The 14,970-nt window shown below is 62.3% G+C and carries 16 protein-coding genes; 4 read left to right on the plus strand and 12 right to left on the minus strand.

Translation table 11 applies throughout. From position 1 onward, the window contains the following. The first annotated feature begins 2 nt into the window (after positions 1-2). Positions 3-959, plus strand: coding sequence for a hypothetical protein (locus tag C4N23_RS13935; protein ID WP_181567053.1), 957 nt, complete (start codon positions 3-5; stop codon positions 957-959). Between the two features lie 73 nt (positions 960-1,032). Here the strand turns inward: C4N23_RS13935 and C4N23_RS01265 are convergent, their stop codons facing one another. Together C4N23_RS01265 and C4N23_RS01270 are read right to left on the minus strand one after the other, a co-directional pair. Next, a complete protein-coding gene (locus tag C4N23_RS01265) occupies positions 1,033-2,355 on the minus strand; it encodes an MATE family efflux transporter (protein WP_112143509.1) in 1,323 nt (440 codons plus the stop codon). Positions 2,356-2,382: 27 nt separating this feature from the next. Next, the gene (locus C4N23_RS01270; RefSeq protein WP_112143511.1) at positions 2,383-3,312 is read right to left on the minus strand and encodes a helix-turn-helix domain-containing protein; all 930 of its coding nucleotides are present in this window, start codon (positions 3,310-3,312) and stop codon (positions 2,383-2,385) included. A gap of 214 nt (positions 3,313-3,526) precedes the next feature. Here C4N23_RS01270 and C4N23_RS01275 point away from each other — a divergent pair, with 214 nt between their 5' ends. Continuing rightward, entirely contained in the window at positions 3,527-3,778 is a 252-nt protein-coding gene (locus C4N23_RS01275; RefSeq protein WP_055191013.1) for a hypothetical protein, read from the plus strand. A gap of 96 nt (positions 3,779-3,874) precedes the next feature. Here the strand turns inward: C4N23_RS01275 and C4N23_RS01280 are convergent, their stop codons facing one another. Next, on the minus strand, positions 3,875-4,252 hold the full coding sequence (locus tag C4N23_RS01280; RefSeq protein ID WP_055191015.1) for a PH domain-containing protein: 378 nt from the start codon (positions 4,250-4,252) through the stop codon (positions 3,875-3,877). Positions 4,253-4,404: 152 nt separating this feature from the next. On the opposite strand from C4N23_RS01280, the gene C4N23_RS01285 reads away from it, so the two are divergent. Both C4N23_RS01285 and C4N23_RS01290 read left to right on the plus strand, forming a co-directional pair. Continuing rightward, entirely contained in the window at positions 4,405-5,394 is a 990-nt protein-coding gene (locus tag C4N23_RS01285) for a nucleoid-associated protein (RefSeq protein WP_112143513.1), read from the plus strand. Between the two features lie 187 nt (positions 5,395-5,581). Next, positions 5,582-6,514: an AEC family transporter gene (locus tag C4N23_RS01290; protein ID WP_112143515.1), complete on the plus strand. Its 933-nt coding sequence runs from the start codon at positions 5,582-5,584 to the stop codon at positions 6,512-6,514. Positions 6,515-6,650: 136 nt separating this feature from the next. On the opposite strand, the gene C4N23_RS01295 is transcribed toward C4N23_RS01290, so the two are convergent. The 9 genes from C4N23_RS01295 to C4N23_RS01335 form a co-directional block, all read right to left on the minus strand. Then, positions 6,651-7,697, minus strand: a complete 1,047-nt coding sequence (locus C4N23_RS01295; RefSeq protein WP_112143517.1) for a sulfate/molybdate ABC transporter ATP-binding protein — start codon at positions 7,695-7,697, stop codon at positions 6,651-6,653. After that, positions 7,694-8,368: a molybdate ABC transporter permease subunit gene (modB, locus tag C4N23_RS01300; RefSeq protein WP_112143548.1), complete on the minus strand. Its 675-nt coding sequence runs from the start codon at positions 8,366-8,368 to the stop codon at positions 7,694-7,696. Before modB ends, C4N23_RS01295 begins: the two co-directional genes overlap by 4 nt. After that, on the minus strand, positions 8,368-9,261 hold the full coding sequence (gene modA / locus C4N23_RS01305) for a molybdate ABC transporter substrate-binding protein (RefSeq protein ID WP_112143519.1): 894 nt from the start codon (positions 9,259-9,261) through the stop codon (positions 8,368-8,370). Before modA ends, modB begins: the two co-directional genes overlap by 1 nt. A gap of 192 nt (positions 9,262-9,453) precedes the next feature. Further along, positions 9,454-10,386, minus strand: coding sequence for an MOSC domain-containing protein (locus C4N23_RS01310; RefSeq protein ID WP_055191025.1), 933 nt, complete (start codon positions 10,384-10,386; stop codon positions 9,454-9,456). A 1-nt stretch (position 10,387) separates the two neighbouring features. After that, complete coding sequence (gene moaA, locus C4N23_RS01315) at positions 10,388-11,368, minus strand: GTP 3',8-cyclase MoaA (protein WP_112143521.1); 981 nt, start codon at positions 11,366-11,368, stop codon at positions 10,388-10,390. Beyond that, positions 11,361-11,855 carry a cyclic pyranopterin monophosphate synthase MoaC gene (gene moaC, locus C4N23_RS01320; protein ID WP_055191029.1) on the minus strand — a complete coding sequence of 165 codons (495 nt, stop codon included), beginning with the start codon at positions 11,853-11,855 and terminating at the stop codon, positions 11,361-11,363. Before moaC ends, moaA begins: the two co-directional genes overlap by 8 nt. A gap of 29 nt (positions 11,856-11,884) precedes the next feature. Further along, positions 11,885-12,904, minus strand: a complete 1,020-nt coding sequence (locus C4N23_RS01325) for a molybdopterin-binding protein (protein WP_112143523.1) — start codon at positions 12,902-12,904, stop codon at positions 11,885-11,887. Between the two features lie 18 nt (positions 12,905-12,922). Beyond that, positions 12,923-13,441, minus strand: coding sequence for a molybdopterin-guanine dinucleotide biosynthesis protein B (gene mobB, locus C4N23_RS01330; protein ID WP_112143525.1), 519 nt, complete (start codon positions 13,439-13,441; stop codon positions 12,923-12,925). Then, positions 13,431-14,669: a molybdopterin molybdotransferase MoeA gene (locus C4N23_RS01335; RefSeq protein WP_112143527.1), complete on the minus strand. Its 1,239-nt coding sequence runs from the start codon at positions 14,667-14,669 to the stop codon at positions 13,431-13,433. The genes mobB and C4N23_RS01335 overlap by 11 nt, the downstream gene beginning before the upstream one ends. Between the last annotated feature and the right edge of the window lie 301 nt (positions 14,670-14,970).

Consider the following 14,970-nt stretch of genomic DNA (forward strand, 5'->3'; position numbering starts at 1 on the left):
ATGTGACCGTCAGGATCGAAGGTAATTCGACCATCGACAACGCCACCGGTGGCTCAGATGGTGCCGGCATTGGCGGCGGCTATGCCTCCCTCGGTGATGTTACCATTGAGGGTAATGTCACTATTAAGAACGCTCAGGGTGGCGCTGGTGCTGCCGGTATCGGTGGCGGTTCGAACGCCAAAACTAAAGACGATGGCACCGGGAACCGTATCGTTATCCGCAGCAACAAGGATGGCTCTCCCACCATCAATGCAACCGGTGGTGTTCCCGAAGTTGATAACGACGGTAACGTAATCAGTGCTGGTGGTGCCGCTATCGGCAGTGGCGCTTCGCTCCCGGACAAAAACGGCGATGTTGCTCCTGAAGCAGACGCTGATATCACCATTGAAGGTAAAGTAACCATCGACGCCAAGGCCGGTGAAGGCAATGCGGCCATCGGTGCCAACAACACCGAGCAAACATTTAACGGTTTGCAGGTGGGCACCACCATCACCCGCCGCAATGCGAAGGGCGACGATGTTTCCCAGCCCGGTGATGTACCCGAACCCGAAAAGCCCGCCCAGCCGACCGTGACGCCCAGCGAAGGGGCAGAAGCACCTTCCACCGGCTCGGTGGAAGTGGAGCGCCCGGTCACGGTGGAGGGGCTGTATGTCACCAACGTTCTGGGCAAGCAGATCACCCACACCTGCACCCAGAACGGCACGACCCTGACCATCCGCGCCAACGGCATCGTGACCTCGGCCCACCTGACGCTGGGCATGGTCCGCACCCTGAAGGCGCAGGGCGTGAAGACCCTTGTGTTCACCACCCTGCTCTCCCGCTCCACCACGGTCTCGGTGGACGCCCTGCTGGCGGCGGAACCCGACGCCCCCGATGAAACGGCCGTCGTCTGGACCCACACCGGCCCCCGTGCGGCATTGACCATTGACGGCGTAGACCACAGCGCCCTGCTCAAGTAACCGGACGGAGCACACAACTTATAAAAACACAGCCGGGAGGCTTCCGCTTTTGGAACGCCTCCCGGCTGTTTCGTTATGCCGTTTTGGTTTTGAGGTAGTACCCGATGCCGATGGCGTCCGCCAGCGCCCAGCCGATCGGGACGCTGAGCCAGATGCCCGTGACCCCCAGCGGCGTAGCCGAGAGCAGATAGGCCAGCGCCACGCGGGTGCCCAGCGAAGCAATGGTCAGGACCACCGACATCATGGGCTTGTTGACCGCCCGGTAGTAGCCGTAGAGCAGGAACAGGATGCCGATGCCGATATAGCACGCGCCTTCGATGCGCAGGTAGTGGACGCCCGCCGCGATGATCTCGCTTTGGCCGGGGTCAACGAAGATGCCCATGAGCGGCGCGGCAAAGGCCCAGACCAGCACGCTGATGAGGATGCAGAACGCCGCACTGGTCAGCCCGGCGCTGCGGATGCCCTTGCGGATGCGCTCGCTCTTCCCTGCCCCGTAGTTCTGGGCCACATAGGTGGAAAAGGCGTTGCCGAAATCCTGCACCGGCATGTAGGCGAAGGAATCGATCTTGACCGCCGCCGCAAAGGCCGCCATGATGACGATGCCGAAGCTGTTCACAAGGCCCTGCACCATCAGGATGCCGAAGTTCATGATGGACTGCTGGACGCTGGTCATGACCGAGAGGTTCAGGATGGTGGCGAGGTTCCGCTTGTCCCACCGGCAGTCGGCGCGGCGCGGGCAAAGGTAGGGGAACTTTTTCAGGGTGTAAAGCCCGATGCCCACGCCCGACACATATTGGGAAAAGACCGTGGCCCCCGCCGCCCCGGCGACGCCCCACCCCAGCACGATGACGCACAGAAGGTCCAGCACCACATTCAGGATGGCCGACACGGCCAAAAAGATCAGCGGCACCATGGAGTTGCCGATGGCGCGCAGGAGGTTCGCGAAATAGTTATACAAAAATGTTGCAAAGATGCCCATAAAGATGACGACCAGATATTGCTTCATCAGGGCTTGCAGTTCCGCCGGGACCCGCAGCACCCACAAAATGCCCCCCAGCCCCAGATAGATCAGCAGGTTCAGCGCCAGCGCCATCCCTGCAATGAGCACGAAGGACTGGAACACGCTGTTCCGCATTTTTTCCTCCTCGCCGCTGCCGTACTGCATCGAGATGGCCGCGCCGCTGCCCATGCAAAGGCCCAGCAGGATGGAGGTCAGGAAGGTCATCAGGGTGTAGGAGGAGCCAACCGCCGCCAGCGCATCCGCGCCGAGGAAGCGGCCGACCACCCACGTGTCGGCGATATTGTACATCTGCTGCAAAAGGGTTCCGAACATCAAAGGCAGGGCGAACAGCAGGATGTTCCGCGTGATGGACCCTTCCGTTAAAGTACGCTGCATGGTGGTTCCTTCCTCTTTTCCGAAAACTCAACAAAATCTGATCCGGTATTCGCGGGGGGTGCAGTGCTTGATCTCCCGGAAGGTCTTGATAAAATAGCTGCCATCCGAAAAGCCGCATTCCAGCCCGATCTCGCCGGTCTTGAGCCGGGTGGAGCGGAGCAGCTCCGCAGCTTTTTCCACCCGGAACTGCTTGACGTACTGGATGGGCGTGATGCCCAGCAGCTGCCGGAAGCTGCGCAGACAGGCGCTCTCGCTGAGGGCCACGCAGCCCGCGATCTTCTCCACGGTCAGCTCCTCGGCGTAGTGTTCCTCCACGTAGCGGAGCATCTGCTTCATCCGCTCGGAGGCGATCTGTTCCTGCTCCGAGACCTTGGTCTTCCCGCCGACGCACTGGGTGCTCAGCAGCCGCAGCGCCGCCGAGAGATGATACCGCACCCGGTTCTCGTAGTCGAAAGGCTCATCGGCCACCTCTTTCCACGCATCCCGCAGACAGACCAGCACCTGCTTTTGCCACGGCACGGCCTCGTCCAGCAGGAAAAAGGCCGGGGCACCGGGCTGCAGCAGCGGGCGGATGAGCTTCTGCCAGAAGATCGTATCCATGCCGCCCACCAGCCGGGGCTGGAACACGCCGGAGTGGAGCAGAGCCGTGTGCTCGGCCTGTTCGACCGAGTGGAGCGCCCCGGAGTTGAGGAACACCCCCTGCCCGGTCTGCAGGGTCAGGCGGGTCTTGTTCACATCCACCTGCAGCGGCCCCCGCACCGCGAGGATATACTCAAACTCCTCGTGCCAATGCCACGCCACCGAGTAGCTGGTCAGATCTTCCGCATAGCACGCGATGGGAAACAGCGCGCTGCCGTGCTGGACCAGCTCGCGGCCCTCGGCGTCGGCCACGATGTCCGTCTCGCAGTGGATCCCACTGCCATGGACGATTGTTGCACAGCTCGTTTGATATGCCATTTTGCCCAATTCCTTTCCGCAATACTTTGAACATTTTTTGTCAAAGCCGATTTTGTTGTATAAAAGGTGCGATTTTGTTCTACCATATCTGTCGAAATCGTGGTATTATTTCATCAGAGCTTCCAAGCTCAGTATAACACCGAACGAAGTGAAACACAATCGTTTCCCCGCCGTTCGGCGTGCAGAAAAAAAAGTTCTGACAGGAGGTATTTCTATGCTTCGTATCGAATACTTTGATAAAGACCGTTTCATGCGTCAGGTTTCCGCCAGCCATGGCAGCGTGCTGCTCCATCTGGACAACGGTAAGACCTGCGATTTGAAGAAGGATGCGACGGCATCCTCCATCCTGCGGATGATGAACGCCCCCAAGAAGGGCTTTGACATCACCGTGACTGACCCCACCGACGTCACCGGCTTCCTGCGGTATATGCTGGAAGCGGGCCGCACCGAGCGCGTGGCCGGCTAAACCAAGCCATCTTCTCGTTCATTCGCATATTACAGCAACGCAGAGCGCCCGCTCCGGGGTCAGAAGCCGGAGCGGGCGCTCTGCGCGTTTTCGCCCTTACAGGATGCAGCGGCTGATGGCGCGGGCCACGGCCAGAAGCTCTTCCTGCCCGATAAAGCCGAACTTCGCCTCGTGCTCGTCCGCAAAGCAGACCGTCAGCTCGGAGGTTTGCAGCGGGTCGCCGAAGCCCGCCGTCTGGATGCCGAAGTGCAGCACCTTTTTATAAGGCAGCACAAAGATCTCCTGCCGGGTGCCGGTCACGCCCTGCATATCCACCAGAAAGATGCGGTGGGAGGTGAAAACCGCCTGATCGCGCACCGTCTTGTACGCGCCCACGATGGTCTCGCCCTCCAGCAGCAGAGCCTGTACATTTTTGCAGATGTCCTTTTCCTTGATGCGGATGAGGTTCTGCATGGGTTTATCCCGAAATTCCATAGGTCCTTATCCCCTTTCAGCGTAGTTTCGTCAGCCTTATTGTAACACCCCCGCCGGGCGTTGACAAGCGGCTTTTCCTCTCGCCTTTTGGGCGCGGGTGTGGTATACTGGGACGGAACATTTTAGATTTCCCAAGAAATGAGGTTTGACCCATGGAGATCATCATTCATCAGGCCATCCTGCACGTGCTGGACACCACCCTTGACGCCCCGGTGCTCAGCGGCAGCAGCATGGAGCTGACCGCCGAAAAAACGGCCTACCTGCAAAACCACATCGAAAAGCTGCTGGCCAGCGACGACATCCGCCAGTGCCGCCCGCTGCCGGACTCGGCCTTCAAAAACGAGCTGGAGCACAATCAGGACTTCATCGACCTGTCCTGCCGCATTGCGGGGGTGCTGTTCGACTACATGCACGCCCACACCACCATCCCCGGCGCAGACCTCGCCGTGGTGGATTTCACCCGCGACGGGGCCCCGTGGCTGGGCATCCTCAAGCTGAACTACAAAAACGGCTACACCCACTACACCGAAACGGTACAGGGTGCCCCCGTGAACTCCATCATCCAGCAGCGGGCCTGTCTGCCCACCCAGAGCGGCAAGGTGGAGGAAGGCGCCCTCATCAACTTGCAGGATCTCTCCATGCGTCTGCTGGAAAAGAAGTACGACATCGACGGCCACAAGGAGTTCTACCTTTCCTCCGTGGTCTTCCAGTACACCCAAGCTGAGCCGGAGAAAAAGAAGCTCCAAGCCATTCAGGAAGCCGCTGCACAGGCCGTGAAGGACGCCTACGTGGACGAGCCTCACGCCGACGCGCAGGTGGCCATGCTCATTGCCACGGAGGCCGCCGACAACGACAACCAGATCTCGGTGGAGCAGGTGCGCCGCCAGCTGGCCGAAGAATACCCGCTGGCCGCTGTCCCCTTCGACGACTATGTGGAAAAGAGCGAGGTCATCGAGCACGCCGAGCAGCCCGTCACCGTCACCCCCTCCCGCATCCGCCGGATGGAGAGCCGCAGCATCCACACCGCCAGCGGCATCGAGGTGAAGATTCCCACCGAGATCCTCTCCTCCGACTCCGAGGTGGAGTTCCTCCACGACGCCGACGGCAGCGTTTCCCTGCTGATCAAGAATGTGATCTTGTAAACACAGCTCCTTCCGCCATCGCTTACCGCTGCGCCAAGGCTCTCTCCCTGAGGGAACTGGCGCGGCAAAGCCGTGACGGAGGGAGTTATTCTTTGCAATCGTCGCTTTTTCTCTTGCCAAACGGGCGGTTTTGTGCTATATCTTTCTTGTATTCATGATTGTATCTATGAATGAGGGGGAATTGGAAATGGAACTGGCACTTATCTGCGCACAGCAGGTCATCGTGCTGTTTTTGCTCATCGGCGCGGGCGCGGCGGCCATCAAGACCGGCGTGCTCAAGGCGGAAGGGCGGCAGACGCTCTCGAACCTGCTGGTGTATCTGGTCGTCCCGGCCATGATCATCCACTCTTACATGATGGAGTTCAGCGAGGAGATCCTGCACAACCTGCTGGCGGCCTTTGGGCTGAGTGTGCTGGCGATCTTGATCGGCACTGTGCTGACGCTGGCGCTGACGGCCAAGCAGAAGGATCGCCGCGCCCCCATCTTCCGGTTCGCGTGCGTCTTCTCCAATGCGGCCTACATGGGCTTCCCCCTCATCTCGGCGCTGTTCGGTTCGGAGGGGCTGCTCTACGCCAGCGCCTATGTTACCGTTTTCAACATCCTGCTCTGGACCATGGGCTACGGCATGGTCAGCGGCAGTTCCAGCCCCAAGGAAGTGGTCAAGAGTCTGCTCCGCACGCCGGTGCTCTACGCCATGGTGGCGGGGCTTGCCATCTACCTTTTGCAGATCCCGGTGCCCGCCCTCATTGCGCAGCCGCTGGAGCTTTTGAGCAACATGAACACCCCGCTCTCCATGCTCATCACAGGCATCCTGATCGCCACAGGCGACCTGAAGCAGATCGTCTGCGACCGGCACATCTGGAAGCTGGCGGCGGTGCGGATGCTGCTCATCCCGGCAGTCTGCCTTGCCGCTTTCGCGGTGCTGGGGCTTCTGCGGTTCGGCATGAGCGCACAGGTGGTCCTGTTGCTGGAGTGCTGCCCCGCCGCCGCCATCACCTCGGTGTTTGCGGTCCAGTTCGGCCACGATGAGCAGTTTGCCGCCGGGTGCGTCGTCCTGACCACTCTGCTCAGCATCGTCACCCTGCCGTTGTGTGCCTTGGTGCTGACGGCATTGATGTGATCCACTCCGCAACAAAAAAGGGCTGCTGCCTACTCCTTTTCCCATCGCGTTTCGTTGCGCCAAGTCTCCCTCACCGAGGGAGCTGGCACGGCGAAGCCGTGACGGTGGGAGGAAAGGCAGCAGCCTTTTTATTTTTTTACACCAGCGGCATGATGTTTTCCGGCGCTACCCGGAGGTAGGCAGGGGCTTGAGGCGGCGGGGAGGAAAGGGTCGTTTTGGACACCTTCCACCACAGCTTGCCTGCATCGTCCGCAGCGGTGCAGATCATGTTCCAGTCAAAGGGGTTTTCACTGGAAGCGCCCACCTGAACCGGCATCCGGTTTTCGCCGTCGGCCGCTTCGGGGGCAAAGTCGTGGGCGCGGATGCCCACGGCGCAACACCCTTCCGGCACCGGCAGGGCCACGGTCAGCTCCCGCTCCCAGCCGGTCAGGCGGACATGGTGTTCGTCCACCCGGACGCAGGGCAGGATGTTCTTGCAGCCGGTCAGCCGGGCGGCGGTCAGGCGGCGGGGGTCGGCGAAAACTTCCTTCGTCGTGCCCGCACGTAGCACTTCGCCACTGTCCATGACGATCATCTCGCGGCAGAGGCGGTAGGCTTCGTTCCGGTCATGGGTCACGAGCAGGGCCGTGCCGTCAAAGTTGGAGAACAGACTTCCCACTTCGCCCTCCACTTCCTCGCGCAGGTAGCTGTCCAGCGCACTGAAAGGCTCGTCCAGCATCAGGATGCGGGGTCTGCCCGCCAAGAGGCGGGCCAGCGCGGCACGCTGCTGCTGCCCGCCTGAAAGCTCACTGGGCAGCCGATGGGCCAGCTCTTCCAGCCGCATGGCGCGGAGAGCTGACCCACAGGCAGCTTTCCGGGCGGCGGGGTCTTTTTCCTTTTTCAGGGCACAGAGGATGTTCTGCTCCACCGTCATATTCGGGAACAGAGCGTAGTTCTGGAACAGCAAGCCCACGTTCCGCTGCTGCGGGGGCAGGTCGATGCCCTTCTCGCTGTCGAACAACACCCGGCCATCCAGCACGATGCGGCCGCTGTCGGGCTTGACGACGCCCGCGATGCAGCGCAGGGTCATGCTCTTGCCGCAGCCGGATGCGCCGAGGATGGCGGCAGCGGTGTTGCCCGCTGTGAAATCGGCGTGGAGGGTAAAGCCTTCAAACCGCTTGGCAATGGTCACTTCCAGACTCATGCGTGCCTACCCCCCTGCCTCTGTTTGCGCTCCAGCAGATTGACCGCCAGCAGCACCACCGCCGAGATGAGGATGTCCACCAGCACCCACTGCATCGCGCCCGCTTCGTCATTGGTGCGCCAGAGCTGGTACACCGTGGTGGCGATGGTGGCCGTCTTGCCGGGGGTGTAGCCCGCGATCATGCTGGTGGCGCCGTACTCGCCCAGTGCGCGGGCAAAGGCCAGCACCGTGCCGGCTAGAATGCCCTGCCGGCAATAGGGCATCCGCACCCGCCAGAAGATCCATGTGTTCGAGAGGCCCAGCGTCTGCGCCGACCACGCCAGCGTTTCGTCAAAGCTTTCGAAAGCGCCGCGGGCCGTGCGGTACATCAGCGGGAAGGCCACCACGATGGACGCGAAGATGGCGCTGTACCAGTTCATGACCAGCTTGACGCCGAAATGCTCCATAAAGAAGATCCCCAGCGGCCGCTTGGCACCGAAGAGCAGCAGCAGGAAGTAGCCCACGACCGTCGGCGGCAGGACCATCGGCAGCGTCAGGATCACATCCAGCACGCCCTTGAGCACCCGCGGGAGCTTCGCGATATAATACGCGGCAAAAATGCCGAGGAAGAACACCGCCGCACCGCTGATGAGCGCAATGCGGAGGCTGTTCCAAAGCGGATACCAGTCCATCATAATGCCGTGAAGCCGACGCTCTCGAAGACGGTGGCGGCACGGTCGGTCTGCAGATAGGCCAGAAATTCCTTGGCGGCCTCGGCGTTGGGGGCAGCCTTCAGAACGGCAGCCGGGTAGATGACCTGACCGCACATCTCCTCGGTGGCCTCGTCCACGACCTTCAGACCAGCGCTGAAGGCATCGGTGCAGTAGACGACACCGGCATCGACGCTGGCCTCGCTGACCTGCGTCGTGACTTCCTTGACGTTGGAGCCGTAGGTGATGACACCGGCAGCCGCCAGAGCCTCTTCGTCCAGCCCGTAGTAAGCGAGGATCTTCTGGGTGTACTGGCCAACGGGCACATCACTGTTGCCCATGCAGAACAGGATGTCCTCCGCCTTCAGGTGCTCAGCCAGAGAATCGAAGCTGTCGATGCCCTGATCGCTGTTTTCGGGCACGCAGAGAACCACCTTGTTCTCCAGCAGGTCCACGCGGCTGTCGCCGTCCACGAAGTCGAGGCCCTCGGTATTGACATCTGCAGAAGCGGTGATGTCCAACTGGTTCATCTGCTTCTGACCGGCGGAGAGGAAGAGGTCGCAGTCCGCGCCCTCCTGAATCTGGGTCTTCAGGGTGCCGGAGGAATCGAAGTTGAAGCGGAAGGTCACGCCGGGGTTCTCTGCTGCGTAGTTCTCGGCGATGGCGTTCAGGGTCTCGGTCAGGGAAGCTGCGGCGAAGACGATCAGCTCGACGGCCTCGCCGGAAGCCGCCGCAGAGGAAGCGGCAGCGGAACCTGCCACGGAGGAAGCAGTGCTGGTGGAGCTACCGGAACCGCCGCAAGCAGTCAGGGCAGCAGATACGGATACGATGCCGGCAGCGCACAGGAAGCTGCGGCGGGAGATCTTGCCATTCATTGTGTGTACTCCTTAACACTTCGATCTATTTATAAAGCTCTTGCAGACTCCTTCCGTCATCGCTTACGCGATGCCACCTCCCTCAATGAGGGAGGCTTTCACAGCTTACCGTTACGCCAAGGCTCCCTCCGAGAGGGAGCTGGCACGGCGAAGCCGTGACTGAGGGAGTCACAAGTGCTTCATAAAGCAACATTATTTGCGGGCGCACTCGCCATCCAGCCCGGCGGCGATGCGGATGCCGTGTTCAAGGCTGGGCAGGATGTACTCCAGATTTTCCTGCACGGCCTTGGGGCTGCCGGGCAGGTTGACGATCAGTGTCTTGCCGCGCAGGACGCTGGCGGCGCGGCTGAGCATCCCGCGGGGGGTAATGCTCAGGCTGTGGCAGCGCATGGCCTCGGCGATGCCGGGGGCACTGCGGGTGGCGACAGCATACGTCGCCTCCGGGGTGATGTCGCGGGGGGAGAAGCCGGTGCCGCCGGTGGTCAGGATCAGGTTGACCTGACGGCCATCGGCCAGCCGGATGAGCTGAGCCTTGAGGGCCTTGGCTTCATCGGGCAGGATCATCGTTTCCTCCACCTTGTACCCGGCGGCGGTGAGCATCTCCACGATCAGCGGGCCGCTCTTGTCCTCCCGTTCCCCGCGGGAGCCTTTGTCGGACAGGGTGATGACGGCGGCACGCAGCGGCGGATCCTCCTCCGGGGGCAGCAGGGTCATCTCGTCCCCCACATGGATGGTGCCGCCGTGGAGCACGCGGGCGAACACGCCCTCGTGGGGCATGATGCACTCGCCGGTCTGCTGCTTGATGACGCAGTCGTTGTGGCACTCCTTGCCGATCTGGGTCATTTCCAGAACGACATCCCCCACCTGAAACCGGCTGGTGACGGGCAGGTTGCGGAAATCGAACCCTTCTACGACCAGATTTTCGCCAAATGCGCCGTAATCGACCCAGATCTTCTTGCGGAAGTTCTCGATCTTTTCGGCGCTCAGCAGACTGACCTGACGGTGCCAATTGCCGCCATGGGCGTCGGTCTCGATGCCCCATTCCGGGGTCAGGGTGGCTTCGGGCACCTCGGTCTTGACGGTGCCGCGCTTGGGGCTGGTGCAAATGGCCAGAATCTTTCCCATATTATCCTCCGATCCGATACATCCCGCGGGTCGCCGGGATGTTTTGTTTGCGTTCAAAATGGTGCTCCTGCGGCTTTTCCCAAATCGTCGTTTGGATCGCCTTGAGCAGCTTCTCGTCCGTTGCGCCGGAGCGCAGCAGGGTCTTCATGTCGCAGCCCGCTTCGCTGGCAAGACAGGGGCGCAGAAAGCCCTGACTTGTCAGCCGGACGCGGTTGCAGGAGGCGCAGAACTTGCCGTGCACCGCCGCGATGAAGCCCACGCTCCCCTGCCAGCCGGGGGCGGTGTAGTAGACCGCCGGGCCGTCGCCGAGGGCGGCGCTCTCCTGCGCGGGCAGCGGGGCCAGCCCCGGCCAGCGCTTTTGCAGCCGGGCCAGCAGTTCCGGCCCGGAGATGCAGGGCATGGCCGCGCCATAGCCGATGGGCATCATCTCGATGAACCGCACCTGCAAAGGCTTGTCTTTGGCGAGGGCGGCCAGCGCTTCCAGCTCGCCCTCGTTCACGCCCACCTGCGGCACGCAGTTCAGCTTGACGGGCAGCCCGCTTTCCAGCGCGGCATGGATGCCCGCCCTCACGTTTTCAAACTCGTCCCGCGCGGTGATGCGGGCGAACTGCTCCGGCGAGAGGGTGTCGAGGCTGATGTTCACGCTGTCCAGCCCGGCAGAGAGCAGGGCGGGCAGCTGCTTTGCCAGCAGAACACCGTTGGTGGTCATGGTCACGCGGCGGATGCCGGGGATGGCCTTCAACTGGGCCACCAGATAGTCCACGCCCTTGCGCACCAGCGGTTCGCCGCCGGTGACGCGGACGGTGTCCACCCCGCACTTGGCAAACAGCGCGGCAAGGCGCAGGAATTCTTCGTAGGTCAGAATATCTTCCCGTTCCAGCTTCTCCACGCCGTCCGGCATACAGTACCGACAGCGCAGATTGCACAGGTCGGTGACAGACAGGCGCAGGTAATGGATGCTGCGGCCCTTTGCATCAAACATAGCCGCCCTCCGCCCGGATGTACAGGCCGCTCTTGCCGCCGCTCTTTTTCTCAAGGTGGATCTCGCCCAGTTCCATCCCCTTGTCCACGGCCTTGCACATATCGTAAATGGTCAGCAGCGCGGTGGAAACGCCGGTCAGGGCCTCCATCTCCACGCCGGTGACGCCGCTGGTCTTGACGGTGCAGCGGGCCTCGACGGCGCGGCGGTCTTCCAACAGCTCAAACTCGATCTTCACCTTGGTCAGCGGCAGCGGATGGCACAGCGGGATCAGTTCACTGGTCCGCTTGGTGGCCATGATGCCCGCCACGCGGGCCACGCCCAGCACATCGCCTTTCTTGACCGTGCCGTTTTTCACAGCGGTAAAGGCTTCTTCGTTCATGGTAATGATGCCGTGGGCCGTGGCTTCGCGGGCAGTGACGGGCTTTTCGCTCACGTCCACCATCACCGCATTGCCCTCGGCATCGAAATGGGTCAAGTTACTTGTCATATTGTCACGCTTCTCCTCCGTACAACCTCTCAGCAATGCCCAAACCCGCAGTTGGGCCAGTGGCACTCGGCGCAGCCAAGGCAGAGGCCGCCCTCGCCGAGGCGGGCGATGTCGTCGGCGGTGATGGGGTCATCGGCCAGCAGACGGGGCAGCAGCAGGTCAAAAATGGTGCGCTTGGCGTACATCACACAGCCGGGCAGACCGCAGACGGGCACGCCGTCCAAGTAGCTGACGAGGAACATGGCACCCGGCAGCACCGGCGCGCCGTAAGTCACGATGTCGGCCCCGGTGTTCTTGATGGCCAGCGGGGTGCGGTCGTCGGGGTCCACACTCATGCCGCCGGTGGTGAAGATCAGCTCGCAGCCCGCTGCCTTTGCTTCCAGAATCGCTGCCGTGATGCCCGCCGGGTCGTCATCGCAGACCTTATGGAATGTCATCTCGCAGCCGTATTCCTTGAGCTTTGCTTCAAGGATGGGGGTGAACTTGTCCTCGATGCGGCCCTTGAATACCTCGCTGCCGGTGGTGATGACCGCGAACTTCTTCTGGTGGAAGGGCAGCACGTTCAGGATGGGCTCGCTGCCCGCCGCTTTCTGCATGGCGTCCATCTTCTCCTGCTCGATGACGAGGGGGATGATGCGGGTACCCGCCAGCTTCGCGCCCTTTTTCACGGGCAGGTCGCCGTGGATCGTGGCGATCATCATCTGGGGGGTGCGGTTCACGGCCAGCAAGGCTTCGCGGTGGATCTTGAGCAGACCGTCACAGTCGGCGATCAGCTCGATCTTGCCCTCTTTCGGCTCGGTGCCGTGGATGTTTTTGCCCGCAGCGGCCTTGTACAGCAGTGCGGCGGCCTCATCCTCATGGAGGATGCCGGGCTTCTTTTCCCAGACGTAGAGGTTCTCCTTGCCGATGGAGAGCAGCACCGGGATATCCTCCGGCTGGACGATATGGCCCTTGCGGAAGCGGGCTCCCTTGAACTCGCCCGGAATGATCTGCGTGATATCGTGGCTGAGCACCTGCCCCGCCGCGTCTTCGGTACGGATCAGTTTCATGGTAATTTCCTCTCTTCCTCACTGCGCCGGCATCTGAGCGGCGATCCAATCGGCCAATGCTTCCGGCTCGTCCAGCGCGAAATCTGCGCCCGGTACATCGCCCACCACGGCCAGCGGCTCAAAGGAGGCCGGTTCCTTGGAGATGGCGCTGCGCACCACCTCGATCTTGGGCCAGCCGCTCTCCTTGAAGCCTTCCATCAGCACGAGGTCGTAGCCGTGGCGCTCGAACAGCGCCAGCAGGTCCTGCTCGTTCAGGCGGAACTCTTCCGTCAGCAGATAGCGGTTCCCGGAAAAGACAGCGACGCCCTCCGCGCCCGCTTCCCGCAGCCGGTAGCTGTCGGTGCCGGGGACATCGGGGGTAAAGTCGTGGCCGTCGTGCTTGATGACACCCACTTTCAGCCCGCGTGCCCGCAGCAGAGGAATCAGTTTTTCCAGCAGCGTGGTCTTGCCGCTGTTATGCACACCGCTGACGGCCAGCACCGCCGGGTGTTTTAAGCTCAGCTCTGCAGCCAGAGCCTCCTTGCGTTCAGTATACAAACGAAAGCACCTCCACTTCCTCGCCCGGCTTTACCGGGCCGCTGCCCGCGGGCAGCTCTACCAGACAGTTGCAGCCGATCATCGCGGACAGGCTGCCGGACGAATGGGCTTCGGCGTTGCCCTCGCCGGGGATGGCCACGGTGCCGCCGGACGCCTTCGCCCGCAGGTAGCGGTTGCCTTTGCTGGCCTTGGAAAAGCCGGTGGTCAGGGTGCGTTTGGTGCGGGGCAGGATGCAGCCTTTCTCCAGCCGCCCAGCGGCCCGCAGCAGGGCCGGGAGGACGTACTGCTCCAGTGTGGCCGCTGCCGCGAAGGGGTTGCCTGACAGGCAGAAGACGAGCTTGCCCTCTACCTTCGCCGCCAGCATGGGGCTGCCGGGCTTCTGGGCCACGCCGGAGAAGACAGGCTCTGCCCCCAGCGATTCCAGCACCACGGGCAGATAGTCCTTTTGCCCCACCGACACGCCGCCGCTGGTAACGACGGCGTCGCAGCCGGTCAGCAGCTCTTCCAGTTCCGCCACAATGAGGGCCGGGTCGTCCGAGCAGTGACGGCGCTGGACCGCAAACCCCATCTGCCGCAGCCGGGCCGCGTTCTGGATGCCGTTGGCATCGTAAATTTTGCCGGGGGCCAAAGTCTCGCCGGGGGCCAGCAGTTCGCTGCCGGTAGCCAGCACGCCGACGGTCAGCGGCCGGTAGACCGGCACTTCCGCAAATCCCTGCCCCGCCAGCACACCGAGGTGCGCCGGGGTCAGCACCGTGCCCGCATCGGCAATGAGGGCCCCGGCGGCGATGTCCTCGCCCCGGAAGACCACATTCGCGTTGTGGGAAAGTTCGGCGTAGATGCGCACGTTCTCTTCCCCGCCGTCGGTCAGTTCCTGCATCAGGATGCAGTCAGCCCCGGCGGGCAGGGGTGCCCCGGTCATGATCCGGGCCGCACACCCGGCGGGCAGGGCCGCCGTCGGCGCGTCACCCGCATACAGCTTCATCACCACGGGCAGGGTCTTCGGGGTCTTCTCCCCGGCCCCGGCCGTGTCCGCGCTGTGGAGGGCGTAGCCGTCCAAGGGGCTGCGGTCGAAGGGCGGCTGGTCCATCCGGGCGCACAGGGGCGCAGCGGCAATGCGGCCAACGGCTTCGTCCAGCCCGGCATTCTCAACCGCAGGCTTTGGCAGCTGCGCCGCCGCGTCCAGCACACGGCGCAGCGCCTCGGCGGGCGCACAAAAAGGCTGTTTCATTTGAAAAATATCCTCCATTTTGCACGCAGAAACAGCCGTCCGCTATGGCTCGGACAGCAGCGTTTCTGCGGATTCCATCGTTTTTCAAAAGGCAGGTAAAAAATGCGGGGACGTCTTGACGAAAATCAAAACGCCCCCGCAGAAAACACGACACAATATCCCCGCGCTGCTGTTTGCAGACTGCAACGCCGGAGGGACCGGCTCTGCGCGGGCTGTTGCAGCAGCCGTACACAAAGGAGGCCCCTTGAGTCGGGTCGATGGGAGGAGTTCTTTTTTTCAAATTGCAGCGTTTCTTCTGCGG

Origin of the sequence: Faecalibacterium hattorii (assembly GCF_003287455.1) — a bacterium.
GTDB classification, from domain to species: Bacteria; Bacillota; Clostridia; order Oscillospirales; family Ruminococcaceae; genus Faecalibacterium; species Faecalibacterium hattorii.